Below are 26,995 nucleotides of genomic sequence, written 5' to 3' on the forward strand. Positions count from 1 at the left end.
ACGCTGGCCGCCCGTACGATGAACCGGAAGCAATCCGGCCGACGCCCGCCGCGAAGCGGGCACCGGCATTCAGCGCGCCGCCGCCGGCTTGCCGAACCCGCCGAGGATCTTCTTCTCGAGCGCGATGTAGTCGCGGCCGAAATGGTGATCGCCCTGCGTCTTGATCACGTCGGCGCCCGTGTTCGCGAGCGCCGGACACATCGTGTCCGTCTCTTCCGCGCCATAGAAGCACTGCACGAGCTGCGGCGGCACCTTCGCGATTTCCGGCGCGACCTTCAGCGCGTTGTCGCTCGCGGGCATGCCGAGCCAGCCCGTCACGCGGATCTGGAAATCGGCGGACGGCGCGAAGCCGAGCAGCGACATCACCGCGACCTTGTCGCGCAGGTCGGCCGGCAGCCGGTTGTACGCGAACGGCATCACGTCGGCACCGAACGAATAGCCGACCAGCGCGACGCGGTTCGCATGCCAGCGCGCCGTGTACGTGCGCATCACGCGCGCGAGATCGCGGCTCACCTGCGCGGGCGGCTTCTCGCTCCAGAAATAGCGCAGGCTGTCGATGCCGACCACCGACACGCCATCGCGCTGCAGCGCCTCGGCGATCGTCTTGTCGAGATCGCGCCAGCCGCCGTCGCCCGAGATCACGATCGCGAGCCGGCCGCTGCCGCCCTTGGCCGGCAGCTCGACGAGCGGCAGGTCCGACACGTCGAGTTCGTCGCCGCCGCTGCTGCTGTCGCGCAGGTGCGATGTGACCAGCGACACGAGCTTCGTGGAGTCGCCCGCTGCAGCCGTTTCGACGAAACCCGGCATCGCGCGGCGCACGATCGTCGGATCGGGCGGGCACGGCTTGAAGCGCGGATCGAGCTTCGGCGCCGGATTGACCGATACGACGCCGGCGATCGTGTTCTCCGGCGCCATCGCCAGGATCTGCTTCGCGATCGCGCCGCCCCGGCCCACGCCCGCGACGATCGGCGTGAAATAGCGCGACGACTGCGCGAGACGTTCGAGCTGGTGGCTGACCGCCTCGGCGTCGCCGTCGAGGTGATGGCAGGTCTCCTGCTTCGCGGCGAGGTTCGTCGCATAACGCTCGGAATCGACGCCGACCGTCATCGCACCGGCCTTGGCGAGCGCATCGGCGGCCTGCTGATCGGCGGCATTCCAGCCGGCCTCACGCGAGAACAGCACGACGAAGCCGCGCAGCGGCCCGCTCGGTTTGGTCACGGTAACGGGCCCGTAGCGGCCGCCCGACACGGTTTCGGCCTTCACCGCGGCCGGTTGCGCGGCGCACACGGCGCCGGCCAGCATCATTCCCGCGCAGGCGGCGGCCGCCCGCGCGATTCCCTTCTTCGACATCATGAACGCCGACCTCCAGCCAGCAATGACAGATCCGCAAGCGTGACGAACACGCCGACCGAGCCCGAGGCCGCGAGGTAACGCGGCTCCCAGTGCGGTTCGAACTTGCTCTTGAATGCGCGCAAGCCGCGGAAGTTGTAGAAGCGGCCGCCGAAGCGCCAGACCATCAGTCCGAGCCGGTGCCACGGCGACGGCATCTTCGCCGCCCCCATCCCCGAGAACGGCGCGATGCCCAGGCTCAGCTTGCGGAAGCCCGCTTCCTTCAGATGCAGCGCGAGCTGCGTAAACAGATACTCCATCGCGTACGGCGACGCGTCCGGCAGATGGCGCATCACACCGACCGTCGCCTCGGTGTTGAGGTCGGTCGTCATGAACGTGACGAACGCGATCGGCTTGTCGGCCTGCCGCACGAGCATCACCGACTGCGTCGCGAGATAGCCGTCGTGGAACGCGGCAACCGAGAAGCTCTTCTCGCGTGCATCGCGGCTGTCGAGCCAGCCGTCGGAGATGTCGCGCAGCGCCGGCAGCGCGACCGGCACGTCGCCCGGCGCGATCACCTCGACCGTCAGCGCGTCCTTGTCGCCGCGGCGCAGCGCGTAGCGCAGGTGCGAGCGGTTCGAGCCCTTCAGGTCGAACTGGTCGAGCGCGATATGCGCTTCCTCGCCGAGCTTCATCAGCGTTAGCCCCGCGTCGAGATACAGCGGCAGCGCGTTCGCGCGCACCTGGTAGAACGCCGCGCGGCCGCTGTGCGCGTGCGCGAGCGCGATGAACTTGCCGATCAGCGCCGGCCATTCTTCGCGCGGCCCGACCGGGTCGTGCAGCGCGGCCCACGTACGGCCGTACTTCGCGTACATCAGGAACGCCTGGCGCGATTCCGAGAACAGGAACGACTTGTCGCCCATCAGCGCGAGGCCCGCATCGCTGCATTCCTGCGCGCGGATGATCCGTTCGGCGTCGAACAGATCCTGCGGCGCGGGCTTCACGAAACGGCCGGGCGCCGGGCGCAGCAGTTGCCACAGCGCGAACAGCGCGACGAACACGCCGGCCGCGAGCGTCGCGCGCAGCGCACGCGGCGCACGCGCGTCGAACGAGAAATGCGACCACAGCTCGCGCGTGTACGGCACGTCACGGAACGCGAAGAACAGCACCCACACGGCCAGCATCAGCACCATCGTCACCGACACGAACCAGCTCACCGTGAAGCGCTCGGCGAGCAGCGACGAATGGCGGTTGAAGCGGCGGCGGCTGACGAGCAGCAGCACGAGCAGCGTGCCGAGCACGCCGGCCTCGACGAACGCGAGGCCCTTCGCCAGCGACAGCGCGAGGCTCGCGAGCGTCAACGCGAAGGTCATCCACCATGCGCCGTCGAGGCGGCGCAGCAGCCCGCGCGCGACGAACAGCAGCGCGACGCCGAGCACGCTGCAGATCACCTGCGAGCCTTCGAGCACCCACAACGGCACGAGGTGGCGCAGGATCGCGATCCGGTGCCAGAACGCGGGCGTCGCGCTCGAGATCACCAGCATGCTGCCGACCGCGAACGTCACGAGGCTCAGGAACAGCGGCGCGAGCAGCGACACGCGCGCGGCCTGCCGCGTCACGAGCCGGCGCCGCAGCGCGCGGCCCTCGAAACCGGCCAGCAGGCCGGCCGACAGCACGAGCGGCACGCCGAAGTAGATCGCGCGATACGCGATCAGCGCGGCGACCATCGCGTGCGCGGGCACTTCGCGGCCGAGCGTGAACACCATCGCGGCTTCGAACACGCCGATCCCGCCCGGCGTATGGCCGATCATCCCGAGCAGCAGCGCGGCCGCGTACACGGTGATGAAGGTCGGGAAGCCGACCGGCGCGGCCGGCAGCAACACCCACAGCGTCAGGCCCGCTGCGACGACGTCGAGCACCGCGTAGACGACCTGCATGACGAGATCGCGCCGTGCCGGCACGTCGAACGACAGCCACTTGAAGCGCGTAACGACCGGGCGCGCGGTGTTGCCGCACATGACGACCAGCGCGGCCAGCACCACGAGCAGCGCCGCGCCGCTCCACGTGAGCACGCCGGGCCCGACGTGCAGCATCGCGGCGAGCGCCTCCGGCACGCAGACCATGCCGACCGCCGTCATCAGCACCATCGCGAGCGCCAGCGTGCCGCTCGTGAACACCGTCATCCGGCCGATCTGCGCGGGCGTGACGCCCGATACGCCGTACACGCGCGCACGCACCGCGCCGCCCGTCAGCGCGCCGAAGCCGGTCGCGTTGCCGAGCGCGGATCCGGCGATCGCGCCGATCCACAGCGCGGCGCGCGGCACCTTCGCGCCGACATAACGCAGGCCGACCGCGTCGCGGGCGACGAGCGCGAGATAGCTGAGGGCCGTCGCGGCCAGCGACGCGCCCCATTCGCCGACGGACATGTGGCGCAACTGGCGGATCACCGACCGGTAGTCGACCGATTCCGACAGGTGCTGGAACACGACGATCAGCAGCAGGCCGATGCCGAACGCGAGCAGCGGCGACAGCACGCGCTCGCTGCGAACCAGCGCCGAGACACGGGCGATCGCCGCCGCGGCACGGCCCGGCGACCCAGGGTGGCGGGAAGACATAGGTTGTTCAGTGGTGGTGCATAGCGAGTCGCGGCGCGGGATGGCCCGGCGGCGATATATCTGGTTGTTCTGCGTGGGCGGTCGGCCGAAGACGGAGGCAGGTGGCGCCTGGATCAGAACTTACGAGTATACGGAATTTATATTACAGAATCTTTCAGGTCCGCATTGTGGGGTTTTGTGGCACGCGGGACGCGTCAACATCGCATCAAAATCGTTTGGCCGATCAACGCAAGGTGCGCATCATACCGGGAACCGGGGCGGTTTTTTCATCTGATGAATAACGGACCGCGCATTTGGGGGAATTTCTCCCGGCCGGGCTGCGCGGGGGAGGACGAAATCACCGGCGGGCCCCTCGCGCAGCCACGACGCCGGCAACCTCGGCACGACGCACTGCCCGATCCCCATCGTCACGGTCCGGCTCGCCGCTTCGACGCCCGGCGGCGGAAACGCGTTGCAGAACGGCCATCCCGACAGCCCGGATCGCCGCCGGCTGACCGGCCACCCTGCCGGGACAGCCAGCCGGCACGGCCGCGTCAAGCCGCCCCGCCTGCGTTCAATACACGTCCCGCATATAGCGCCGCGCCTTCGCGAGCCGCGCGACGTAGTCGTTCGCGTCGTCGTCCGACATTCCGCCGTGCTCGGCGACGACCGCCTTCAGCGCCGTATCGACGTCCTTCGCCATCCGCGACGCGTCGCCGCACACGTAGAAGTGCGCGCCTTCCTCCAGCCATGCGAACAGTTCGGCGCCCTGCTCGCGCATCCGGTCCTGCACGTAGATCTTGTCTGCCTGATCGCGCGAGAACGCGAGATCGAGCCGCGTCAGGAAGCCGCTGTCGTGCATCGCGCCCAGCTCGTCGCCGTAGTAGAAGTCGGTCTGCGCGTGCTGCTCGCCGAAGAACAGCCAGTTGCGGCCGCGCGCGCCGCGCGCCTGCCGCTCGTGCAGAAAGCCGCGGAACGGCGCGACGCCGGTGCCCGGGCCGACCATCACGATCGGCACGTCGCCGTTCACCGGCGGCCGGAAATGCGCGGACTTCTGTACGAACACGGGCACTCGGCCGTCGTCCGCGCGATCGGCGAGGAACGTCGACGCGACGCCTTTGCGCGCGCGCCGGCCGTTGTGATAACGCACGGCCGACACGGTCAGGTGAATCTCGCCCTGGTGCGCGCTCGGGCTCGATGCGATCGAATACAGGCGCGGCTGCAGCCGCTTCAGCATCCCGACCAGCTCGGTGCCCGACAGCTCGACCGGAAACTCGTGCAGCACGTCCGCAAGCTGTTGCCCCCACAACCATTGCTTCAGGTCGCCCTTGCGATCGTCGCCGAGCAGCGACTTCAGCGCGCCGTTCGCGCTGCGCGACGCGATGAACGCGAGCGTGTCCGGATGCGGGCGCGTGATGTCGAAGTGGCGCGCGAGCGCATCGCCGAGCCGCATGTCGCCGACGCCCGCCACCGACACGGGCGCGTCGGCCTTCAGCGCGGTGACGGACAGCAACTCGTCGACCAGCTCAGGGCAGTTGGTCGGCCACACGCCGAGCGCGTCGCCGGTTTCGTATTCGAGGTTCGCGCCTTCGGTCGACAGCGACACATAACGCGTGTCCTTCGCGGCGCCCGGACGGTTCAGCCGCAGGTTCGCGACGAGCTTCGACGGCGCCGGATGCGCCTTCGACGGCAGCAGCCCCGACGGGCTCATGCCGCCGGACGGCACCGCGTGCAGCGCTGCATCGGCCTCCTTGATCCGCGCGACGACGCGTTCGAGCCACTGGTCCGCATCGTTCTGGAATTCAACGTCGCAATCGACGCGCGCGCACAGGCGCGCCGCGCCGAGTTCCGCGAGCCGCGCATCGAGCCGGCGGCCGTGGCCGCAGAACTGGTCGTAGTTGCGATCGCCGAACGCGAGCACCGCGAAGTGCACGCCGTCGAGGCGCGCGGCGCTGCCGGCCTGCAGCGCGTCCCAGAATTCGCTGCCGTTGTCGGGCGCATCGCCGTCGCCGAACGTGCTCGTCATCAGCAGCACGTATTGCGCGCCCGCGAGCGATGCGACCGGATAGTCGGACATGCACGCGGTGCGAATCTCGAAGCCGGCGTTCATCAGCTGCGTCGCGTAATCCTCGGTCAGCGATTCGATGTTGCCGGTCTGCGACGCCCACAACAGCACGACCTTCGGGCGCGTGCGCACGATCCGCACGCCGCCGGGCGCGGCGGCATCGGCCGGCAATGCCGATGCAACGGCAACCAGCGAACTCGCCGGCAGCGAACGGCTGAACAGGCCCGCGAGCATCCCGTCGAGCCAGAACCGCACCGGCGGCGTGAGCGGCGCGCCGGCCGGCAGCACCGGCACGCCGCCCTCGCGCCGGCCGGCGCTCGCCTTCAATCCACTGACGAGGCCGGCCACGTACAGCCGCTCGGTGTCGCTCAACGGCGGCGGCGCGAAGTCGGTCACGCCGAGCGCGGCCGCGAAAGTGTCGATGTCTGCCATGTCGGATTCCTGTGAAGCAGTGGCCTGCACCATCGCCGAAGCGGGCCGTGCGTCGGCGGCGCATGCATCGGGTTGCGCCGTCTCGTCGTCGGCGGACGCGAACGCGTCGGTCTCGACGCGCCGCAGCGCGACCGCGCAATATTTCAGTTCGGGTTGCTGCGATTCGGCATCGATTGCGTCGTTCGTCACCGCGTTGATGCACAGGTCGTCGCCGTACACGTCGTTCCAGTGCATCGGCGCGAAGCAGTTGCCGCGCCGCACGCGCTCGGTCACGACGGCCGGCAGCACCGCGCGGCCGCGCGCCGAGCGGATCTCGACGCTGTCCTTCGCGGCGATGCCGAGCGCGCTCGCATCGTCCGGATGAAGCTCGACGAACGGGCGCGGGTTCAGCTTGTTCAGCATCGCGACCTTGCCCGTCTTCGTCATCGTGTGCCATTGATGCTGCAGCCGCCCGGTGTTCAGCACGATCGGGAACGTGTCGTCGGGCAGCTCGGCCGGATCGACGTGCGGCCGCGCGAAAAAGCGCGCCTTGCCCGACGGCGTCGGGAACGCGAGATGCGGCGCAGCGCTCCCGTCAGCCGCCGTGCGCAGCGTCTGGCTCACGCCGTCGTTCAGATAGCGGATCGGGTGCCGCTCGCGCGCGGTGCCCGGCGCGACCGGCCACTGCACCGGGCCGTCGCGCAGCGCCGCGTGGCTCGCGCCGCGCAGGTCGTAGCCCGTCGCCGGATTCGAGAAACGGACGATCTCGTCGAACACGTCGGCCGCCGACGCATAGTCGAACGCGTCGCCGAAGCCCATCGCGCGCGCGACTTCCGCGACGATGCGCCAGTCGGGCAGCGCGTCGCCGGGCGGCGCGACCGCGGCGCGCATCAGCGTCATGTTGCGTTCGGAGTTGATCATCACGCCGTCGCCCTCGGCCCACAGCGCACCGGGCAGCAGGATGTCCGCGTAGCGGTTGGTCTCGGTATCGAGGAACGCGTCCTGCGCGATCACGAGCTCCGCGGCCTGCAGCCCGGCGATCACGTTCTGCCGGTTCGGCACGGTCGCGACCGGATTCGTGCAGACGATCCAGCACGCCTTGATGTCGCCGGCCGCCATCCGCGCGAACAGGTCGACGGTGCCCTGGCCGGTTTCCTTGCGCAGCGTGCCGGCCGGCACGCGCCACAGGTTCTCGACGAAGCGCCGGTCGTCGTCGGACAGCACCGAGCGCTGGCCCGGCAGCCCGGCGCCCATGTAGCCCATCTCGCGGCCGCCCATCGCGTTCGGCTGGCCCGTCAGCGAGAACGGCCCGCTGCCGGGGCGGCAGATGCGGCCGGTCGCGAGGTGCAGGTTGCAGATCGCGTTGGTGTTCCACACGCCGTGCGTGCTCTGGTTGAGCCCCATCGTCCAGCAGCTCATCCACTCCTGCGCGTCGCCGATCCATTGCGCGGCCGTGCGCAGGTCGGCTTCCGCGAGCCCGGTGATTTCCGCGACGCGCTCGGGCCTGTAGTCGGCGAGGAACGCGGGCATCGCGTCCCAGCCTTCGGTGTATGCGTCGATGAACGCGGCGTCGGTGCGGCCATTCGCATGCAGCAGGTGCAGCAACCCGTTCGTCAGCGCGAGATCGGTGCCCGGCCGGATCTGCAGGAACAGGTCGGCCTTGTCGGCCGTGCCGGTGCGGCGCGGATCGACGACGATCAGCTTCGCGCCAGCCTTCACGCGATCCATCATCCGCAGGAACAGGATCGGATGGCAGTCGGCCATGTTCGCGCCGATCACGAAGAACAGGTTCGCGCGATCGAAATCCTGGTACGACCCGGGCGGGCCGTCCGCGCCGAGCGACTGCTTGTAGCCGGTGCTCGCGCTCGCCATGCAGAGGCGCGAGTTCGACTCGATGTTGTTGGTGCCGACGAAACCCTTCGCGAGCTTGTTGACGAGGTATTGCGCCTCGATCGACATCTGCCCCGACACATAGAACGACAGCGCGTCGGGGCCATGCGCATCGAGCACCGCGCGCAGGCGGCGCGCGGTCTCGGCGATCGCGTCGCGTGCCGGCAGCGGCACGAGGTCGTCCTCGCGCGCGCGGCGCACGAACGCGCGGTCGAGCCGCCCGGAGCGGCGCAGCGCGACGTGCGCCGACGAACCCTTCGTGCACAGCCGCCCGAAGTTGGTCGGATGGTCGGAGTCGCCGGACACCTTGACGACCTCGCCATCCTCGACGTGCAGCACCATCCCGCAGCCGACGCCGCAGTACGGGCACACGCTCTTGACGGGGGTGGCGGTCATGCGCGCTCCGGGGCGGTCAGGCCGCGATCCACACGTATCCGTCCTCGACCCGCGACGGATACGCGCTCACCGACTGCTCGGGCGCTTCGAGACATTCGCCGGTGCGCAGGTCGAAATGCTGCTTGTACAGCGGCGACGCGACGACGACGCGCTCGCCGAGGCTGCCGATCAGCCCGCGCGACATCACGGCCGCCTGCGACACGGGATCGACGTTGTCGATCGCGAACACGCCGCCGTCGGCGTGCGCGACGTGAAACACCGCGACCTGCTCGCCGTTGACGAGTGCGCACACGCCGGTGTTCGGCACGATGTCGTCGAGCGGGCACACGCGGGTCCAGGACAGCGGAAGACGATCGTTCATGATGGGCTCCTTGGAAAAGACGCTGGTGTCGGTCAGGGTCAGACGGTTGCGGATTCGGTCACGGCCTGCGTCGCGCTTTCGGCGACGACGGGAATCGTCACGGGCTTGCCGCGCACGCGCTCGTCGGGCGTCGCGGGGCGAATCTGGCCGCGCGTCTCGACGAACGCGATGTTCGCGTCCGGCGCATCGCTGTTCACGAAGTGGCGGAAGCGCTTGCGCGTGTCGGGATCGGTGACGGCCTTCTTCCATTCGCACTCGTAGGTGTCGACCACGTGCTGCATGTCGGCTTCGAGTTCGGCCGCGATCCCGAGCTTGTCGTGCACGACCACGTCGGCCAGGTAGTCGAGCCCGCCTTCGAGGTTGTCGCGCCATACGCTCGTGCGTTGCAGGCGGTCGGCCGTGCGCACGTAGAACATCAGGAAGCGGTCGATGTAGCGCATCAGCGTGGCGCGATCGAGGTCGGACGCGAGCAGTTCCGCGTGGCGCGGCTTCATCCCGCCGTTGCCGCACACGTACAGGTTCCAGCCCTTCTCGGTCGCGATGATGCCGACGTCCTTGCCCTGCGCTTCCGCGCACTCGCGCGTGCAGCCCGACACGCCGAACTTGATCTTGTGCGGCGCGCGCAGGCCCTTGTAGCGATTCTCGAGGTCGATCGCGAGGCCGACCGAATCGTCGACGCCGTAGCGGCACCACGTCGAGCCGACGCACGACTTCACGGTGCGCAGCGCCTTGCCGTACGCATGCCCCGATTCGAAGCCGGCCGCGATCAGCTCTTCCCAGATCGACGGCAGCTGCTCGACGCGCGCACCGAACAGGTCGACGCGCTGGCCGCCGGTGATCTTCGTATAGAGCCCGTACTTCTGCGCGACCTGGCCGACCGCGATCAGCCCTTCCGGCGTGACCTCGCCGCCCGGCATGCGCGGCACGACCGAGTACGTGCCGTCGCGCTGGATGTTCGCGAGGTAGTAGTCGTTCGAATCCTGCAGCCCCGCATGTTCCTTCTTCAGCACGAACTCGTTGAAGCACGACGCGAGAATGCCCGCGACGGCCGGCTTGCACACGTCGCAGCCGAGCCCGCGGCCGTGCTTCGCGAGCAGTTCGTCGAACGTCGTGATGCCTTCGACGCGGACCAGGTGGAACAGCTCCTGGCGCGAATGCGGGAAGTGCTCGCACAGATGGTTGTTGACCGCGAGGCCCTGCTTCTTCATCTCGGCCTTCATGATCTGCGTGACGAGCGGCACGCAGCCGCCGCACGACGTGCCGGCGCCCGTGCACGACTTCAGCGCGCCGAGGCTGGTCGCGCCGTCGGCGACCGCCGTGCAGATCTGCGACTTCGACACGTTGTTGCACGAGCAGATCTGGGCGCCGTCCGGCAGCGCGTCGACGCCGATCGCCGGCTTCGCCGCGCCGTCCGACGACGGCAGGATCAGGAATTCGGGCGATTCGGGCAGCTCGATGCGGTTCAGCATCATCTGCAGCAGCGTGCCGTATTCGGCCGCGTCGCCGACCATCACCGCACCGTGCAGAAACTTGCCGCAGTCGGACACCACGAGCTTCTTGTAGACCTGCCGGCGCTCGTCCGCGTACTGGTAGGTGCGGCTGCCGGCCGTCGTGCCGTGCGCGTCGCCGATGCTCGCGACGTCGACGCCCATCAGCTTCAGCTTCGTGCTCATGTCGGCGCCGGCGAACGCGGGTGCGTCGTTCGCGTCGCTGCCCAGCTGCTTCGCGACCACGCGCGCCATGTCGTAGCCGGGGGCAACGAGGCCGTACACCATGCCGTTCCACGCCGCGCATTCGCCGATCGCGTAGATGTCGGCGTCGCTGGTGCGGCATGCGTCGTCGATCGCGACGCCGCCGCGCGGGCCGATGTCGAGCCCGCATGCCCGCGCCAGCTCGTCGCGCGCGCGGATGCCGGCCGAAAACACGATCATGTCGGCATCGAGGTGCGTGCCGTCGGCGAACGCCATCCGGTGCGTGCCTTCCTCGCCGTCGACGATCTCGAGCGTGTTCCTGCCCGTATGCACGGTCACGCCGAGCGCCTCGATCTTCGCGCGCAGCATCCGGCCGCCGCCGTCGTCGACCTGCACGGCCATCAGGCGCGGCGCAAATTCGACGACGTGCGTGTCGAGCCCCATGTCGCGCAGCGCCTTCGCGCATTCGAGGCCGAGCAGCCCGCCGCCGACCACGACGCCGCGCTTCGCGTGTGTGCCGCACGCCTGCATCGCTTCGAGATCCTCGATCGTCCGGTACACGAAGCAGCCCGCGCGATCATGCCCCGGCATCGGCGGCACGAACGGGCGCGAGCCCGTCGCGAGCACCAGCTTGTCGTACGCGAGCGTTTCGCCCGACGCGAGCGTGACCGTATGCGCAGCGCGGTCGATCGATGCGACGCGCGCGTTCAGGCGCAGGTCGAATTGCGGATGACGCTCGAAGAAACCGGGTTCGACGAGCGACAGGTCGTCCGCCGACTTGCCCGCGAAGAATTCGGACAGGTGCACGCGATCGTAGGCCGGGCGCGGCTCCTCGCCGAGCACGGTGACCTGCAGCGCGCCCGTCGTGCCCGCTTCCGCCGCGACGCATTCGAGCAGCTTGTGGCCGACCATGCCGTGGCCGATGACGATGAGTTTCATGATGACGTTTCCTTCGGTCGATCAGTTCGCGACGCTGCCCGCGGCCAGCGCGCGGTCGCGCAGCTCGGCCTCGCGTGCCTTGTGTTCTTCGCTGAAGCGCACGGCCATCGCGCACAGCGCGGTCGCGGTGACGGCCAGGCCCAGCAGGCTCAGCGTGTGCTGCACGTCGCCGACGCCCTTCAGCAGGAAGCTCGCGGCGACCGCGCCGACGTTGCCGCCCGCGCCGACGATCCCCGCGACGCCGCCGAGCGCCTTGCGGTCGATGAACGGCACCAGCGCGTAGGTCGCGCCGCAGGCCATGTGCGTGAACAGGCCGAAGGTCAGCATCGCGAAGAGCGCGATACCGACGCCTTGCGCATGCGAGAACCAGATCAGCCCGAGCCCTTCGCCGACGATCAGCGCGCACAGCAGCGTCGCGCGCACGTCGAGGCTGCGGCGCGCGGCGATCTTGTCGGACAGCCAGCCGCCGAGCGCGCGGGCGAACAGCGCGAGCAGCCCGAACATGCCGACCGCGAAACCCGCGTCCTTCAGCGACAGGCTGAAGTGATCGACGTAGTACAGCGCGGCGATGTTGTGGATGAACACCTCGACGCCGAAGCACGCACCGTACGTGACGAACAGCATCCACACGCGATAGTTGCCGCACGCGGCAGCGAAGCTCGCCCAGCCGCCCTTCTTGCCGCTGTCGATCGTCACGCCTTCCTTGCGCAGCGCGACGAAGTCGCCTTGCGGGCAATCCTGCGTGAAGCGCCAGTACGCCCAGGCCATCACGAGCATCGCGACGCCCGGCACGACCAGCGCGATGCGCCACGACGAGCTTTCGCCGAAACCGAGCATCAGGCCGGCGGCGACCAGCAGCGGCATCAGCGCCTGCGTCGCACCCGCGCCCGCATTGCCCCAGCCGGCCGTCGTCGCGTTCGCGGTGCCGACCACGTTCGGCGCGAACATCACCGACGTGTGGTACTGCGTGATCACGAAGCCCGCGCCGATCGCGCCGATGCCGAGCCGGCAGATCAGGAACGTCAGGTAGTCATGCGCGAACGGCACGGCGAACACGGGAATCGCGCCGAGCAGCAGCAGGCCGGCATAGATGCGGCGCGGGCCGAAGCGGTCGCACAGCGGGCCGACGAGCAGCCGCACGGCGATCGTCGCGGCCACCGCGGCGATGTTGATGTTGGCGACCTGCGCCGCCGTCAGATGAAATTCGCGTGCGATGAGCGGCATCAGCGGCGCGCATGCGAACCACGCGAAGAAGCACACGAAAAACGCCATCCACGTCAGGTGGAACGCGCGCATCGGCGCGGTGCGGAGGCTGAAGAGATCGATACGGGTAGCTTTGTCGGTCATGTCATCCGCCAAACGAAAAACGGCGTCCTGCGCACCCGGTCTCGTCGAGACCCGATGCGTAGGACGCCGTTGCCCATGAAGCCCGTTGCCGGGCGCGTATGTATTCGGTACTGCGGACGAATCGCCATTGACGCGTCCGAACCAGCCTACGCAAACGCCGTGCCATGTCGGCCCGAATCGCGCCGGCATCCCCGCTGCACAAGGCTCGCCGGCCAGCATGCGCCGCGCTCCGGCACGCGGCGCACGATACGCCGCGATGCAGCGAGGCACAGATGTGGTGCGCTGCAGCACTGTCGCCGTGCGACATTGCGGTGCGCGCTGACGGGGCACGATGCACGCCGACGCGGCATTGCATCTGCCTGCGCGCCGCTGCCGCGCGCACGCGCGCGGCCGTCACACGGCCGTCGCGCCGCGCTCCCGCCGCGCATCGCGCCGGTTGGCCCGGATATTGCTGAACTCCATGCATCACACCGGCAACGGCGCCGGTGGGCAGTTCCCGCAAAACCATGCCCGTCATTCACGGCGGGCCCGTCAGGACAACGGCGTCCCTCCCGTGCGCGGCACGGCCGGATGCCGGACTGTTTCTACCGCCCGCCGCCGCCCCGCAGAAAACGCGCTATCGACGGCCGCACGCACGCGGCACAGGAACACGACATGACGACAGGCAAAGTCACCTTGCTGGGCGCCGGCCCCGGCGACCTCGATCTCCTCACGCTGAAGGCCGTGAAAGCACTGGCCGCCGCCGACGTGCTGCTGCTCGACGATCTCGTCGCGCCCGGCATCGCCGAACTCGCCCCACAGGCGCGCGTGATCCGCGTCGGCAAGCGCGGCGGCTGCCGCTCCACGCCGCAGGCATTCATCGAGCGGCTGATGCGCCGCTACGCGCTGCGCGGCGCGCACGTGGTGCGCGTGAAGGGCGGCGACGCGCTGCTGTTCGGGCGCGCCGGCGAAGAACTCGCGACGCTGCGCGCCGCCGCGATTCCGGTCGAGATCGTCAACGGCATCTCGTCGGGATTCGCGGTCGCCGCGAGCCTCGGCATCTCGCTCACGCACCGCGAGCACTGCCAGGGCGTCACCTTCGTCACCGCGCACCGCCAGGACCACGGCGAACCCGACTGGTCGCGACTCGCGGCGGCCGGCACCACGCTCGCGATCTACATGGGGATGAGCCGCGTCGACAGCATTGCGGCGGGGCTGCTCGCCGCGCTGCCGGCATCGACGCCGGCCGCGGCCGTGCAATGGGCCGGCACGCCCGACGAGCGCCGCTGGACCGGCACGCTCGGCACTCTCGCGCGCGGCATCGACGAAGCGCGGCTCGGCAGTCCGGCCGTGATCCTCGTCGGCGGCGCGATCGGCGAGGCGGCCGTGCGGCATGAGGATGCCGCACGCGACGCGGCGCTGGTCCGGGCCGCGTAGCATGCGCTGCATCACGCGGCGCCGGCCGCCCGCCTCTTCCGAATCCATTGGCCGCGTTCGCGCCGGCCGCCGGTCGCGCACGCGCGGTATCGGAACCGCGTCACGACTCGGCCGTCACATGCCGTTCGCGCGCCGCGCCGACCTTCTGCCGCTGCCGCTCGCCTCATGAGTTCGTCCGCCCTGCCCACCCGCCTGCGCGTGCTGCTCGTCACCGACACCGACAAGCCGATCGGCGAACTCGGCGACGCGCTCGCGCGCCTCGGCTACGAGATGCTGAACGACGTCGCGACGCCCGCGCGCCTGCCGGCGGCCGTCGAGGAACAGCGCCCCGACGTCGTGATCATCGATACCGATTCGCCGTCGCGCGACACGCTCGAGCAGCTCGCGGTGATGAACGCGACCGCGCCGCGCCCCGTGCTGATGTTCAGCCACGACGGCGACCAGGCGCTGATCCGCGCGGCGGTCGGCGCCGGCGTCAGCGCGTATCTCGTCGAAGGATTGTCGGCCGAGCGCCTCGCGCCGATTCTCGAAGTCGCGCTCGCGCGCTTCTCGCACGACGATGCGCTGCGCCGCCGGCTCGCCGACGTCGAGCGCGAACTCGCGGAGCGCAAGCTGATCGACCGCGCGAAACGCGTGCTGATGGACCAGCGCAGGCTGTCCGAGCACGATGCGTATGCAGCGCTGCGCAAGCGCGCGATGGATCAGGGCCTGCGCATCGTCGACATCGCGCGGCAGTTGCTCGATGCGTCACCCCAGCCATGACCGCCATGAATACTTCGCCTCCCGCCGCGCCGGAACGCGCGCATCTTCGCCTCGGGTTCGTCGCGCTCAGCGACGCGGCCCCGCTGATCGTCGCGCAGCGCCTGAACCTCGGTGCACCGCACGGCCTGACGCTCGAACTGAACCGCCAGCCGTCGTGGGCCGCCGTGCGCGACAAGCTGCTGAGCGGCGAGCTCGACGCCGCGCACGCGCTGTACGGGCTCGTCTGCGGGCTGCAGCTCGGCATCGGCGGCCCGCAGGCGGACATGGCCGCGCTGATGGTGCTGAACCGCAACGGCCAGGCCATCTCGTTCTCGCGTGGCCTCGCCGACGCGTACCGCGAGAGCGGCAGCGTGCGCGACGCACTCGCGACGCTCGGCCGCAAGCCGCTGCTCGCGCAGACCTTCCCGACCGGCACGCACGCGATGTGGCTGAACCACTGGCTCGCATCGCACGGCGTCGATCCGCTGCGCGACGTGCGCAGCGTCGTGATCCCGCCGCCCGAGATGGTCGCCGCGCTCGCGGGCGGCGAGCTCGACGGCTTCTGCGCGGGCGAGCCGTGGCATGCGGTCGCCGAAGCGTGCCAGGCCGGCCGCACCGTCGCCGTCACGAGCGAGATCTGGCCCGAACATCCGGAGAAGGTGCTCGCGGCCCGCCGCGACTTCGTCTCGCTGTATCCGGCCACCGCACGCGCGCTGATCCGCACGCTCGTCGATGCCTGCGCGTGGCTCGACAGCGCCGCGCACCGCCGCGAGGCGGCCGACTGGCTCGCGTCGCCCGACGCGATCGGCGTGCCGGCGCGGCTGATCGCGCCGCGCCTGCTCGGCGACTACGGCGCGGGGCCGTTCGCGGAGCCGCCGCTACCGATCCGCTTCCACGACGGCGGCGCCGTGAACCGGCCCGATCCGCTCGACGGCCGGTGGTTCCTGGCCCAATACCGGCGCTGGGGCATGCTCGACGGTTCGCACGACGACGCGGGGATCGCCGCGGCGATCGCGCAGACCGCGTTGTATGATGCTGCGGTCGCCGAACGCGGCGCAGCGGGCCCGTCGCAAGCGTGATGCGCGCCGCGTGACGCAGTTGGCGCGCGCTCAGGAGCCGCGCCAAGCCGATCCGGGCCACCCGGCGGCTTCCGGCATGCGTCGCACGGACGCACCGCATTGCCACTCCGTCCCCGATCCGAACCGATGCCGAAACGAACACGCGCGCCGCTCGACGTGCTGCTCACCGAAATCCGCGCGTGCCGCGCATGCGAAGCCGAGTTGCCGCTCGGCCCACGCCCGGTCGTGCGCGCGCATCGCGACGCGCGGATCCTGATCGTCGGGCAGGCGCCGGGTGCGCGCGTCCATGCAAGCGGCATCCCGTGGGACGACGCGAGCGGCAAGCGGCTGCGCGGCTGGCTCGACGTCGATGCCGATACCTTCTACGACGAGACGCGCTTCGCGATCGTGCCGATGGGTTTCTGCTACCCGGGCCGCGGCGCGAGCGGCGACAACCCGCCGCGCCCCGAATGCGCGCAACTGTGGATCGACCGGCTGGTTGCCGAGTTGCCTTCGGTCCGGCTGACGCTGCTGATCGGCCAGTACGCGCAGCGGCATTTCCTGCGCGACACGCGCAAGGCGACGCTGACCGACACCGTGCACGCATGGCGCGACTACGGCCCCGGCGTGCTGCCGCTGCCGCATCCGTCGCCGCGCAACCAGGCGTGGTTCAAGCACCATCCGTGGTTCGACGCCGACGTCGTGCCCGAGCTGCGCCGCCGGGTCGCGCCGCTGGTTGCGGGTTGATCGCGCGGCCCGGCCCATCCCCGCCTATCCCCGCCGCGCCCGGTTCGCTGTACCATCGCGGCTCAACCGCGTCACGAACCGCAGAATCCTTCATGCCATCCACCGCCCCGCCGCGCCTGTACGGGATGCCCGAACGCAGCGACCGGCTCGATTTCTACATCCGCGACCAGGCGTCGCGCCAGGCGATCACCGAGCCGCACCGGCACGCGTATTTCCAGATCCAGTTCAACCTCGGCGGCGACACCGAGCAGCGGATCGGCGGCGTCACGCGGCCGTTTCCGCGCGGCGCGCTCGCGTTCGTGCTGCCGCACCGCGAGCACCTGATCCCGCATCCGGAAGGCGCGCACTTCATCGTGATCAACTTCAGCCAGGCGTTCCTGCGCGCCGATCTCGACGTCGATCCGCTCGATCTCGAGGACGTGCCCGCGCACCGTTTTCCCGAGCTGACGCCGTTCCGCTTCCAGGAGCATCTCGATTTCATCCTGACCGGCGACACGTACGACGAAGCACGCCGCCTCGCGCTGTGCATGCTCGATACCGATCGCGTGCGCACCTTCGGCTCGACCACGCTGCTGCGCGGCTACCTGCTGCAGCTGATCGGGCTCGTCTGCACGCAGTACGCGGGCGCGCTCGACAAGCTCGCGCAGCGCGGCGCCCAGCGCGCGGGCCGGCGCGACGCGCTCGCGCGCGTGCTGCGGCACGTGCGTGCGAACCTGACCCGCGAGGACCTGACGCTCGCCGCGACCGCCGAGGCCGCGTTCCTGTCGCCGAACTACCTCGCGCACCTGGTCCGCAAGGAAACCGGCAGCACGTTCACCGATCTCGTGACCGAGCGCCGGATCGCGCTCGCGCAATCGCTGCTGGCCCACACGAGCCGGCGCATCGCGGACATCGCGCGCTCGGTCGGCTTTCGCGACGAAGGATATTTCGCGCGGCGCTTCCGCGCGCGGGTCGGCGTGTCACCGAAGGCGTACCGCGACGCGAACGCCGCGTTGCCGAACGGCGACGACGCACCGGCATCCGCCGACGCGTAGTTTTGTCCCGGTAAAACGCAGTTGTGTCGCATCCGGCCGCACGCGCGTCGGGTATCGTTGCACGCATGCCGGCCCGTGCGCCGCACGGGCGCCGGCATCCGTCTACCCACCGAACGAGGCCATCCGATGTCCGCCTATGTCATCGACGCTTCCGAGCGTCCTTCCGTCGAAGTCGAACAGTCGTCCGCGCGCTTTCCGGTGCGCCGCGTGTTCTGCGTCGGCCGCAACTACGCCGACCACGCCCGCGAAATGGGCGCCGATCCCGACCGCGAGCCGCCGTTCTTCTTCACGAAGCCGGCCGACGCGATCGTCCCGGCAAGCGGCACCGTCCCGTATCCGCCGCTGACGAGCGATCTCCATCACGAAATCGAGCTGGTCGTCGCGATCGGCAAGAGCGGCCGGTCGATCGACCCGGCCGACGCGCTGTCGCACGTGTGGGGCTACGGTGTCGGCGTCGACCTCACGCGCCGCGACCTGCAGGCCGAAGCGAAGAAGCTGAGCCGTCCGTGGGACTGGGCGAAGGGTTTCGACGCGTCGGGCCCCGTGACCGCGCTGCGCGCGGCGACGGCCACCGGCCACCCGGCCGCCGGCCGCATCTGGCTCGCGGTCAACGGCGAAACGCGCCAGCAAGGCGATCTCGCCGACATGATCTGGGCCGTGCCCGACGTCATCGCGTACGTGTCGCGCTCGGTCGAGCTGAAGGCCGGCGACCTGATCTTCACCGGCACGCCGGCCGGCGTCGGCGCACTGCAGCCGGGCGACCGCGTGACGGGCGGCGTCGACGGCGTCGCGACGTTCGAGTTCGTCGTGGGCGCGAAGCCGTAACGGATCGAAGAGGCACGCACGCGGGCCGATGCAGCGCCCGACGTGCGTTGTGCGTTGTGCGTTGTGCGTTGCGGCTCTGGCCGGCCGCAACGGCATTCCGGTTGCTCAGTCGTAGCGGCGCAGGAATGTGTCGGCGACGGCCGGCGGATTCAGCGCTTTCGCCGATTCGTTTTCCAGCGCCTCGGCTGCGTCGTCGTCGCTGATCGACACGAACAGCGTGATGGCGTCCCTTGCTTCGCCCGTGCCGAACAGGCCGTCGCGATCGAGCAGCCGCAACGCCTCGATCATGTCGGTGTGGAGTTGCCGGGAGAACTCCGCGAACCTCGACCGGACAAACGTCGGGCTCAGCACCTCGTCGGCCAGCTTGCCGCAGATCGCGTTGAACGGCGACGCTTCCGCCGCCGCGTACGCCCATTCGGGACAGCCCCACACGTACCACGGATCCGGATCGTCGTCCGCGACCGCCTGTTGCGCGCGGACCCGGCTCAGCCCTTCGACCGAATTGGCCGCCGGCACCACCGTCATCGCGCCGCTGTCCGTATAAAGCGCGAACGCGTAGAAATGCTCGTCCGGGTGCAACGCCCGCAGCGCCTTGAACGTCGCCCTCGCGGCGTCGGCAATTTCCCGCTGGAAATCAGAAAAGTCGATCATCGCATCCTCGCCCAGTCGCCCAGTCGCCCAGTCGCCCTTCGCGCGTCGGGGAATACGGCTCGCGGATGGTTCGTCGTCTCCCGGCGTTCGATGAATTGTCCGCCAATCGCGCGCGGCGCGGTAGCGGGCCGCATCCGTGTTCACTGCCCGGCGTCCCGCGCGTCGAACACGCGCACGCAGACGGCGGCCGCGAGCGCGATCGCCGCCGACAGCAGCATCATCGCGAGCGGCGCATAACCCGCGTTGCCGGCGGTCAGCACCGCGCCCGTCAACGAAGACAGCGCGGCGCCGCCGGCGATCGTCATCGCGCCGGCCAGCCCCGACGCGCTGCCCGCCAGCTCCGGCCGCACCGACACCGCACCGGCATGCGCGCCGGGATTGGTCAGCCCGTTGCCGATGCCGACCAGCACGCACGGCCCGAACCACGCGATCGCATGCGTCACGCCGCCAAATACCAGCGCGAGGCCGATCAGCGGCCCCGCGCACGCGACGACACGACCGCACAGGATCGTCGTCGCCAGCGCGTAGCGGCGTGCGAAACGCGCGGCCAGAAAGCTGCCGCACACGAAACCGGCGGTGATCGTCCCCATGTAGAAACCGATCTCCGCCGGCGCGATGCCGAACAGCGTTTTTGCGGCGAGCGGCGCGCCGGCCAGGAACGCGTAGAACGAGCCCGTCGAAAACGCCATGCAGAGCGCATAGGCCCAGAAACGGCGGGCGCGGAGCAGCGCCGGATACGCGCGAAGCTGCCGCCCGAGACTCGACGACCGGTTCGTGTGCGTTTCGACGAGATCGAACGCGCACCAGCCGAACAGCACGACGCCGGCCGCGCCGAGCAACCAGAAGCTCGCGCGCCAGCCCACCGTTTGATCGAGCACGCCGCCGAGCGTCGGGCCAAGCATCGGCGCGAACGCGGCCGCCATCGCCGCATAGCCGATCCGGCTCGCCGCACGGCTGCCGCCGCCGGTGTCGCGGATCGTCGCCATCGACACCGGATAGACCGACGTGATCGCCGCCTGCATCAGCCGGCACGCGAGAAACACGCGGATATCGGTCGCCATCGCGCAGCCGAGCGAGCCGAGCGCGAACACGCCGACGCTCGCCAGCACGATCGGCCTTCGCCCGAACCGGTCCGACAGCGGCCCCATCACGAACTCGAGCGATGCCGCCACCGCCGCGTACCCGCCGAGCGACAGCGCGACGAGCGCATAGTCGGCGCGCAGGTCGCGCGCGATCGCCGGCAGCGACGGCAGGAACAAGCTCAGCGGCAGCACCGAGAACGCGCACAGCAGGATCAGCGTCGCGTGTCGCGGCGACGCCGCAGCGGAATCGATCGGCAGGTTCGGTTGCAAGCGAATGTCCTCCGCGCACGCGCCGCGTGGGGGTGCGCAATGGAAAAAAGTTCTTCGCGGATTTCTGGGGGGCGTGAGAAAGACCGTCTGAGGTCGGCCAGAAGCGGGCGTTCGACATCGCTGGTCGGATCGTTGACAATGCGGCTGTCGACCACGCCGAGATCGGAAGAATGGATAACGATCGGGTGTTTTTGCTGCCGTGTGGAATCGACCTCAGGGTTGAGGACGGAATCGCAAGTATCGAATCCAATTTGCCGGACGCACTACCTAGCTTTAGCGATCCCGTAGAGAATGGGCGCATCGTCGGGGTTGTTGAAGGCGTCGAGCAATTGTTGCTTTCGCTCGCGCGTGTCGGTATCGATTTGTCCAATCCGCAGTTCGCGCGGGCAATCAACGACTGCGTAGCCAACCTTCAATCAGGCTGATCGGCGAATTTCCGCGTGCGGCCAGGAGCTGCCACGCGACGACCAAGCCTCAAAGGCGACGCTCATACTTCAGATATGCTCGAGGTTGGCATCCTGTTTCTAACAGTATGAGGCGTAGAACGATATGGTTGAAGGCTGGCACGGAGACGATTACATCGTCCTATTTGCAGACGATGAGGCATTGGCCACGGCGAGCGCCTGCGGATTCGACACGGCGCTTCCCGGCTTCTCAGTCTTGGGGCTCCGAGGTTGGCAAGATTTCATCGTCCAGGATGAGGCCGGGGCGACTTTCACCATCCCCAGCGTTCCGCTGGATACGCGTTACCTTGCATCTTTCAATCTTCCGGTTCCGTATGACCTGGAGCCTGATCCGCGACTCGCTGGAAAGGTCAAATGGCTAGTAAAACCACTGATTTTCGGTGGAACCGCAGACGCAGAGGAGAACGTGTCATGGGTTACGCATCAGCAGCACGGAGAGCTCGTGCGATGGTGGAATGAGCAGTACAGGTTCGCCAAGGCCTCGCAGGCTTGACGACGCAATCGCCTTGGATAGGCCGGGAGCGGTCAGCAGCCCTCGCGTCTTGTATTGGGAACAATAACAACAGCGACCGACGCTATTCTCAACGACTACCGAGAGTGGATCCGTGATGCCCGATTTACTTAATGAAACTGAGCGACCAACATGGTTTGCTTATCCGCGCCACTTTGCCCGGGCAGTTGAACTGAATATCCTCAATCTAGAGCCGTGGCAGCTACTTGAGGGAAAATGGCTCCGCGTTCGGCTAGAAGGGCTGGCTAAGCGATATCCCGATCGGCAGTTGGTCCCTTTCTTCCGAGATACGGGTAGCGATGACATAGCCTGTTGGGAGGCGGGCAAGGGCGAACGAGTGCAGATCGTTCACGACTTCGCGTCGGCAGGGTGGGAATGCGCCGGCGAGTTCGAAAATTTCCTAGCCTGGTACAAGGCCACCGTAGACATCGCATTGGACTTTGAGTGACCGCTTCCGGGATAGCCGTGGGGGCGGCTCCGGGTCGGTTTCCGCCGGTCACCACCGGCAGTTGCCGGCCAGGAACGGACGTTAGCGTGCATAAGTCGAGCGTCCGAACCGCGACTCAAATCAGTCATCGGGATTCGTCGTCGGTGTGGACTAGTAGGGCAATCATGCTGATGCCCGTCGTTATGGATCGGCCTCGAGAGCTCCCGCTCCGTGGTCACAGCAGGAGTATCCGCCGAGCGCGCCGAGTTTACTAACAACACGGTCAACGTTTCATTGTTTGCCTAAAAAGCCGGCCCCAACAAACCGACTTGGACGGTTCCTGTAATCGCGCATGTCTGGGGCGTACATCAGGTATTTTTGAGCTCGAGTCAGCCCTACATAGAACAGTCGCTGAGCTTCAGCAAACTCCTCTTCGGTCCTGAGTTGATAGAAGGGAATGCTCCCTTCGTTCAGATCAACCATCGCAACTGCACTGAACTCTCGGCCTTTTGCGGCGTGGAACGTCAAGAGCTTTACTGCGCGCTTTGGTCGCGCGAGAATTCCCATTTCCTCAATAGAGAGAGATTCTGGATCAATATTGTTTTTGCGGACATCGCGTTCCATTTCCTCCACCGACTCGCGAAGCGCCTCGACCTCGTGTGTGCAGATGTAACCTTCGGCCACAAGGTGTGCTGATACGCGTGCAGCAAGTAAATACAAGAACTCCATTCCACCAGTAGAACGATCTCGAGCATTGGCGGCATCAGACAAAATTTGGTAGATTAGCCTTCGGCCGTCATATGTGAAGAGTCGGTGAGGTGCCCGATTTGCGACCTCTAATATCATGTCGTAGAGGGACCGTTCGACGCCCACCAGTGCTTCAAAATCTGGCTCGCACAGGTGGCCGCAGATTCTCTCTGCGACCGTTGCGAATAACCTCTGTCGCCTGTAGGGTCGAGCGCCCGGTCCGAGAACAGGTATGCCCCGGATTCGAAGCTCTTTCGCGATTGGCATCAACTTGAACCAGGAGTTGGCCAGAACCACCGACTCACCAGGTGGGATACCCAATTCCGCAATTCGCGGTAAGAAAAAATCGGTCACGGCATGGGTTGGGTTACTAGCGATTACTAAATCCGTCTGGAGAGCAAGTCCTTTATGTCGGCCCTCCGCCGTCATCGCTGGGACCCTGGGGAAAATCGCATTGGCATCGTCAATGATTGCGGGAGCAGACCGGAAGTTTCCCGACAGTGCGAAGTCGCGAAGCGCGCCGATGCGCTCAGCAAAGCTTTCCGCCAGATCCGGTGCGGCGCCCGCAAAACCAAAAATGGACTGGTAAAGGTCTCCCACCAAAAAGAACTTGGTGTTCCCTCGCCTGTGAACCTCTTCGAAGATGGCAACCTGGAGGTCCGTTGTGTCTTGAAACTCGTCCACCAGGATCCAGGCAAAGCGGGCCGAAAGGTGGTTACAGATTTCCGGATAAGTTAGGCAGAGAGTCAGAGAGTGATACAACAGACTCGCGAAGTCGACCTGTCGACGCTCATACATTAACCGCCAAAAATGGCTAGCTTCTGCGGGGCTGATGGTCCCAGACACGATGGGAGGACCGACAGTAAATTTTTCAGCGGTGATTCGGAGTTGGCCGAATTCATCCGTATCGCGCCCAGTAGCACGTTTACCAAACGCGGATCGCGTCTCCTGGACAAGACTTTCGAACTCTTCGCTATCTTGCCCGATGACCTTGAATCCGTGCTGAAAGTGAGGGAGTCGGTGTGAGTATGGTCGAAAAATGTTGTTAAGGCAGAACGCGTGGATAGTAGAAATGTCCAGAGCCCATTCGTCGCGGACGCCCAACGATCTTCTCACACGCGATTCAATCTCGTGAACTGCCGCATTTGTGTACGTGATGCAGGCAACGCTCCGTGGAGTGGACTCCACTTCCTCGAGACAGCGCCCCAGCTTGGCGGTAATTACACTCGTCTTTCCGGAACCCGGACACGCGGTGAGGAACACCGAGCTATCGCACTCGACAGCGTCACGCTGTTCGTTCGTGAGTCTCATGGTTGAGACAACCATTCAACAGCTTCCCGGATATACGGGGGAATGGATGTTGCTGTCGCGATGTTTCGCGCTGCAACTTGCGCGAAGCGAGCCTTCCCATACCGCTTCGCCGTGCTGAGGACCTTGCCCCTGCATCTTTCGGCAAGCTCTTTCGCACCGTCACTTCCAGGTTCGAGCGTTTTCCATTCCTCGCGCCAGCGTCGCAGTTGTGCCGCCACCGCGACTGCACCGAGCGATGAAGCCGTCCGTGCGAACATCTCGATATTTCCATACATCGTAACGGCACGCTCAAACGTTGTGGCATTCGCGAACACCTTTACGTACTTGCTTTCGAGTCTAGAGAGGTCCGGCGCGTTAAACGGCGCCTCCTCTTCACTGAGCCCCGACTCGGCGGCGTCTGAAGGCGTTAGGTCACCATCGGCGATGATTGCACATTTCTTCGGTAGCCCATACTTTGAGAAGAGCTTTGCGTAGACGTCGAAGTGAACCCCGTAGATGGGAATTACGGTAATGCCTTCACGGTCTAGGTCGCGCCCCAGTACCTGGTTCACTAGGGCGGGAATCAAGAGCAGTTCAGCGGGCCCCTCGACCAAGATCACCTTTCTTGCGAAAAGCAGGCCCGATTTGGTTGCATCCAAATAGCGTTCTAAGTCAGCAACATCATCGTCGGAGAGGTTGTCGCAGGCAGACGGTACCGAAGAGTGTGAGCATCCAGTGCCAACATTCGTTAACGCGACGAATTTGTTTAACCCAGCCTGTGCCGTGATGTGAGTGCTGTGTGTGGTCAGAATAGTCTGGAATGGCAGCCCTTCCAGCGCGGCGTAGAGGGAGAGTTGCAATTGAGGGTGCAGATGGGCTTCCGGTTCTTCGAACAGTATGAGTTGCCCTGCTGAGTTTTCTTGCTGGAGTCGTCGCTTAAAGTACTCGATGAGGATGGCGATGTAGAGAACATTGTTAACGCCAAGGCCATTCGAGCTTGGATCTGCATCAGTGACTGCGTCATTGGAGAGCAGAAGCCGGAGCGCCCGCACCACTGACTGAAATGTAGGCTCTGCCAAGCCGACATCAATGGTCATTTCGAACGCAGGGCCGGCGACCTCATTGAACGACTTATCAACGGCGCGGGCGAGCTTCGTGATAGTGTCCGACGACGATATTGTACCGTTCGCCTTTTCCAGTGCAGTGACAAGCTTCTGCTTCTCTGCATCCGTGATAGCAGACGCCTCAATGAGTTTCACGAAGGGCGACGACCGAGGTTGCCGGAGATCGCTCTCCACATCACGGAGTGCCGGGAGAAATACAACCTGGAAGGCCTGGAGGTCAGAGAACCGGATCCCGAACCCAACATCTTCGTCCCAATCAATTTTTGCGAGGTTTATCTCGGCGTCACCTCCCCCTTGCAGTTCCCACTGATAGTCAGAAAGTACAAGCTTTCCGAGGGTTGGGTCCGCGGCCGCCAGTCGTTCGCGGATGCTCGGCCGAGGCCGAAAACGATAAATCAGACGAGCTCGGTTCGATTCAACACTCCACGCTCCAGCGAGAGCTTCCTCGTTAACCTTCCCCGCATAGTCAGTTATTTCGAGGCCAATTAATACCTCGGCAGGCTTGCCAATATCAATGGCGGTTGATATATCGCGCATCGACAAACTACGATACGTCGATGGGAGATTTGCGTCTATGCAAAGCCGAATCGCATGGAGAAATGCAGACTTGCCGGTGTTGTTCTCCCCGATGACGCAACTGATATTGTTGTCCAAGGATATATCGAGGTGCTGGAAGGCTCGAAAGTTGCGAATTACGACACGGCTGATTCTCACGACGTCTCTCTCTCGAAGGCAATGCTAGAGATGATAGATCGAACCCGTGAAATTGGGCCGAATTTTGGGGTAGATAACTGATGTTATTTGTCGGCGTCAGAAGGACCGCTAGCCAACTGGAAGCCGTCGCTGGAGTCCTGTAAATCGAATGACCGCGGCGGGTCGGGTTGCGACCGCCCGACGCGGCGCACACTTAATCTCCCTTCGCTTGAAAGGAGATTGTCATGGAATCCGAGAATGTCGTGGTTGTCCACCGCGTGCCGTGGAACAAGGGCAAGCTCACCGGGCAGAAGCCACCGTTAAAGCTTCGGGAAATCTGGGCGATCCGGACGAGACTTCAGATGGCGTCGAACATTCGTGAGCTCGCGATGTTCAATCTCGCGATTGATAGCAAGCTGCGGGCGTGCGACCTCACGCGGTTACGGGTCCAGGATGTCCGTCACGGAAGCCAAGTGGCGTCGAGAGCGACAGTCATGCAGCAGAAGACCCAGCGGCCGGTGCAATTTGAGATCACGGAACAGACTCGTGAGAGCCTCGAAGCGTGGGTCGAAACCCGGGGACTGAAGGCGGCGGATTTTCTGTTCCCGAGCCGGATTCATACGTCACCGCACCTGTCGACGCGGCAATATGCCCGGCTGGTACACGGCTGGGTCGCATCGATTGGCCTCGACGATACCGCATACGGTACCCACACGATGCGCCGCACGAAAGCTTCGCTGATCTACCGGCGGACAAAGAACCTTCGGGCGGTGCAGTTGCTGCTCGGACACACAAAGCTGGAAAGCACGGTTCGCTACCTGGGAATCGAGGTCGACGATGCCCTCGAGATGGCGGAGCAGACCGAGGTTTGATCGCGTCTTGGCCGGCGAGC

The 26,995-nt window shown here is 66.8% G+C and carries 20 protein-coding genes; 10 read left to right on the forward strand and 10 right to left on the reverse strand.

The genetic code is table 11. The annotated features are described in order from the left end of the window. Positions 1-69: 69 nt before the first annotated feature. The 6 genes from MRS60_RS20665 to MRS60_RS20690 all read right to left on the reverse strand — a co-directional run bounded on the left by MRS60_RS20665 (position 70) and on the right by MRS60_RS20690 (position 13,023). Positions 70-1,353: a virulence factor family protein gene (locus MRS60_RS20665; protein WP_243566562.1), complete on the reverse strand. Its 1,284-nt coding sequence runs from the start codon at positions 1,351-1,353 to the stop codon at positions 70-72. After that, a complete protein-coding gene (mprF, locus tag MRS60_RS20670; RefSeq protein ID WP_105391950.1) occupies positions 1,350-3,944 on the reverse strand; it encodes a bifunctional lysylphosphatidylglycerol flippase/synthetase MprF in 2,595 nt (864 codons plus the stop codon). The genes MRS60_RS20665 and mprF overlap by 4 nt, the downstream gene beginning before the upstream one ends. A 553-nt stretch (positions 3,945-4,497) precedes the next feature. Beyond that, positions 4,498-8,685 (reverse strand): bifunctional nitrate reductase/sulfite reductase flavoprotein subunit alpha, encoded by a 4,188-nt coding sequence (locus MRS60_RS20675; RefSeq protein ID WP_243566563.1) that lies wholly within the window; start codon positions 8,683-8,685, stop codon positions 4,498-4,500. 16 nt (positions 8,686-8,701) lie between these two features. Then, entirely contained in the window at positions 8,702-9,046 is a 345-nt protein-coding gene (gene nirD, locus MRS60_RS20680; RefSeq protein WP_034180211.1) for a nitrite reductase small subunit NirD, read from the reverse strand. Positions 9,047-9,084: 38 nt separating this feature from the next. Then, complete coding sequence (gene nirB / locus MRS60_RS20685) at positions 9,085-11,676, reverse strand: nitrite reductase large subunit NirB (protein ID WP_243566564.1); 2,592 nt, start codon at positions 11,674-11,676, stop codon at positions 9,085-9,087. Positions 11,677-11,697: 21 nt separating this feature from the next. Beyond that, positions 11,698-13,023 carry an MFS transporter gene (locus MRS60_RS20690; RefSeq protein WP_105391954.1) on the reverse strand — a complete coding sequence of 442 codons (1,326 nt, stop codon included), beginning with the start codon at positions 13,021-13,023 and terminating at the stop codon, positions 11,698-11,700. Between the two features lie 654 nt (positions 13,024-13,677). On the opposite strand from MRS60_RS20690, the gene cobA reads away from it, so the two are divergent. The 6 genes from cobA to MRS60_RS20720 all read left to right on the forward strand — a co-directional run bounded on the left by cobA (position 13,678) and on the right by MRS60_RS20720 (position 18,844). After that, positions 13,678-14,439, forward strand: coding sequence for a uroporphyrinogen-III C-methyltransferase (gene cobA, locus MRS60_RS20695; RefSeq protein WP_243566565.1), 762 nt, complete (start codon positions 13,678-13,680; stop codon positions 14,437-14,439). Between the two features lie 165 nt (positions 14,440-14,604). Beyond that, the gene (locus MRS60_RS20700) at positions 14,605-15,201 is read left to right on the forward strand and encodes an ANTAR domain-containing response regulator (protein ID WP_243566566.1); all 597 of its coding nucleotides are present in this window, start codon (positions 14,605-14,607) and stop codon (positions 15,199-15,201) included. Positions 15,202-15,206: 5 nt separating this feature from the next. Then, positions 15,207-16,259, forward strand: a complete 1,053-nt coding sequence (locus MRS60_RS20705) for a CmpA/NrtA family ABC transporter substrate-binding protein (RefSeq protein WP_131948902.1) — start codon at positions 15,207-15,209, stop codon at positions 16,257-16,259. Between the two features lie 126 nt (positions 16,260-16,385). Further along, a complete protein-coding gene (locus MRS60_RS20710; protein WP_243566567.1) occupies positions 16,386-16,985 on the forward strand; it encodes a uracil-DNA glycosylase family protein in 600 nt (199 codons plus the stop codon). Between the two features lie 92 nt (positions 16,986-17,077). Beyond that, on the forward strand, positions 17,078-18,019 hold the full coding sequence (locus MRS60_RS20715) for a helix-turn-helix transcriptional regulator (protein ID WP_105391956.1): 942 nt from the start codon (positions 17,078-17,080) through the stop codon (positions 18,017-18,019). Positions 18,020-18,145: 126 nt separating this feature from the next. Further along, on the forward strand, positions 18,146-18,844 hold the full coding sequence (locus tag MRS60_RS20720; protein WP_243566568.1) for a fumarylacetoacetate hydrolase family protein: 699 nt from the start codon (positions 18,146-18,148) through the stop codon (positions 18,842-18,844). 105 nt (positions 18,845-18,949) lie between these two features. Here MRS60_RS20720 and MRS60_RS20725 read toward each other — a convergent pair whose 3' ends face one another. Next, the gene (locus MRS60_RS20725; RefSeq protein ID WP_243566569.1) at positions 18,950-19,495 is read right to left on the reverse strand and encodes a DUF4303 domain-containing protein; all 546 of its coding nucleotides are present in this window, start codon (positions 19,493-19,495) and stop codon (positions 18,950-18,952) included. A gap of 140 nt (positions 19,496-19,635) precedes the next feature. Next, positions 19,636-20,847: an MFS transporter gene (locus tag MRS60_RS20730; RefSeq protein ID WP_243566570.1), complete on the reverse strand. Its 1,212-nt coding sequence runs from the start codon at positions 20,845-20,847 to the stop codon at positions 19,636-19,638. A gap of 170 nt (positions 20,848-21,017) precedes the next feature. Here MRS60_RS20730 and MRS60_RS20735 point away from each other — a divergent pair, with 170 nt between their 5' ends. The 3 genes from MRS60_RS20735 (at position 21,018) to MRS60_RS20745 (ending at position 22,270) form a co-directional block, all read left to right on the forward strand. Next, complete coding sequence (locus MRS60_RS20735; RefSeq protein WP_217587484.1) at positions 21,018-21,272, forward strand: hypothetical protein; 255 nt, start codon at positions 21,018-21,020, stop codon at positions 21,270-21,272. 124 nt (positions 21,273-21,396) lie between these two features. Then, positions 21,397-21,804, forward strand: coding sequence for a hypothetical protein (locus MRS60_RS20740; protein ID WP_217587486.1), 408 nt, complete (start codon positions 21,397-21,399; stop codon positions 21,802-21,804). A gap of 115 nt (positions 21,805-21,919) precedes the next feature. After that, positions 21,920-22,270, forward strand: a complete 351-nt coding sequence (locus MRS60_RS20745; protein ID WP_217587488.1) for a hypothetical protein — start codon at positions 21,920-21,922, stop codon at positions 22,268-22,270. Between the two features lie 270 nt (positions 22,271-22,540). Here MRS60_RS20745 and MRS60_RS20750 read toward each other — a convergent pair whose 3' ends face one another. Next, positions 22,541-24,307: a UvrD-helicase domain-containing protein gene (locus tag MRS60_RS20750; protein ID WP_243566571.1), complete on the reverse strand. Its 1,767-nt coding sequence runs from the start codon at positions 24,305-24,307 to the stop codon at positions 22,541-22,543. Then, complete coding sequence (locus MRS60_RS20755) at positions 24,304-26,064, reverse strand: AAA family ATPase (protein WP_243566572.1); 1,761 nt, start codon at positions 26,062-26,064, stop codon at positions 24,304-24,306. The genes MRS60_RS20750 and MRS60_RS20755 overlap by 4 nt, the downstream gene beginning before the upstream one ends. Before the next feature lie 284 nt (positions 26,065-26,348). On the opposite strand from MRS60_RS20755, the gene MRS60_RS20760 reads away from it, so the two are divergent. Next, positions 26,349-26,975, forward strand: coding sequence for a tyrosine-type recombinase/integrase (locus MRS60_RS20760; RefSeq protein WP_243566573.1), 627 nt, complete (start codon positions 26,349-26,351; stop codon positions 26,973-26,975). Positions 26,976-26,995 lie beyond the last annotated feature (20 nt).

It is taken from the genome of Burkholderia pyrrocinia (assembly GCF_022809715.1).
Classification (GTDB): Bacteria; Pseudomonadota; Gammaproteobacteria; order Burkholderiales; family Burkholderiaceae; genus Burkholderia; species Burkholderia pyrrocinia_C.

Excerpts from the sequence above, each read along its gene's own strand:
- MRS60_RS20665 (WP_243566562.1), bottom strand. The coding sequence starts at position 1,353 with ATGATGTCGAAGAAGGGAATCGCGCGGGCGGCCGCCGCCTGCGCGGGA.
- mprF (WP_105391950.1), bottom strand. The coding sequence starts at position 3,944 with ATGTCTTCCCGCCACCCTGGGTCGCCGGGCCGTGCCGCGGCGGCGATC.
- MRS60_RS20675 (WP_243566563.1), bottom strand. The coding sequence starts at position 8,685 with ATGACCGCCACCCCCGTCAAGAGCGTGTGCCCGTACTGCGGCGTCGGC.
- nirD (WP_034180211.1), bottom strand. The coding sequence starts at position 9,046 with ATGAACGATCGTCTTCCGCTGTCCTGGACCCGCGTGTGCCCGCTCGAC.
- nirB (WP_243566564.1), bottom strand. The coding sequence starts at position 11,676 with ATGAAACTCATCGTCATCGGCCACGGCATGGTCGGCCACAAGCTGCTC.
- MRS60_RS20690 (WP_105391954.1), bottom strand. The coding sequence starts at position 13,023 with ATGACCGACAAAGCTACCCGTATCGATCTCTTCAGCCTCCGCACCGCG.
- cobA (WP_243566565.1), top strand. The coding sequence starts at position 13,678 with ATGACGACAGGCAAAGTCACCTTGCTGGGCGCCGGCCCCGGCGACCTC.
- MRS60_RS20700 (WP_243566566.1), top strand. The coding sequence starts at position 14,605 with ATGAGTTCGTCCGCCCTGCCCACCCGCCTGCGCGTGCTGCTCGTCACC.
- MRS60_RS20705 (WP_131948902.1), top strand. The coding sequence starts at position 15,207 with ATGAATACTTCGCCTCCCGCCGCGCCGGAACGCGCGCATCTTCGCCTC.
- MRS60_RS20710 (WP_243566567.1), top strand. The coding sequence starts at position 16,386 with ATGCCGAAACGAACACGCGCGCCGCTCGACGTGCTGCTCACCGAAATC.
- MRS60_RS20715 (WP_105391956.1), top strand. The coding sequence starts at position 17,078 with ATGCCATCCACCGCCCCGCCGCGCCTGTACGGGATGCCCGAACGCAGC.
- MRS60_RS20720 (WP_243566568.1), top strand. The coding sequence starts at position 18,146 with ATGTCCGCCTATGTCATCGACGCTTCCGAGCGTCCTTCCGTCGAAGTC.
- MRS60_RS20725 (WP_243566569.1), bottom strand. The coding sequence starts at position 19,495 with ATGATCGACTTTTCTGATTTCCAGCGGGAAATTGCCGACGCCGCGAGG.
- MRS60_RS20735 (WP_217587484.1), top strand. The coding sequence starts at position 21,018 with ATGGATAACGATCGGGTGTTTTTGCTGCCGTGTGGAATCGACCTCAGG.
- MRS60_RS20740 (WP_217587486.1), top strand. The coding sequence starts at position 21,397 with ATGGTTGAAGGCTGGCACGGAGACGATTACATCGTCCTATTTGCAGAC.
- MRS60_RS20745 (WP_217587488.1), top strand. The coding sequence starts at position 21,920 with ATGCCCGATTTACTTAATGAAACTGAGCGACCAACATGGTTTGCTTAT.
- MRS60_RS20750 (WP_243566571.1), bottom strand. The coding sequence starts at position 24,307 with ATGAGACTCACGAACGAACAGCGTGACGCTGTCGAGTGCGATAGCTCG.
- MRS60_RS20760 (WP_243566573.1), top strand. The coding sequence starts at position 26,349 with ATGGAATCCGAGAATGTCGTGGTTGTCCACCGCGTGCCGTGGAACAAG.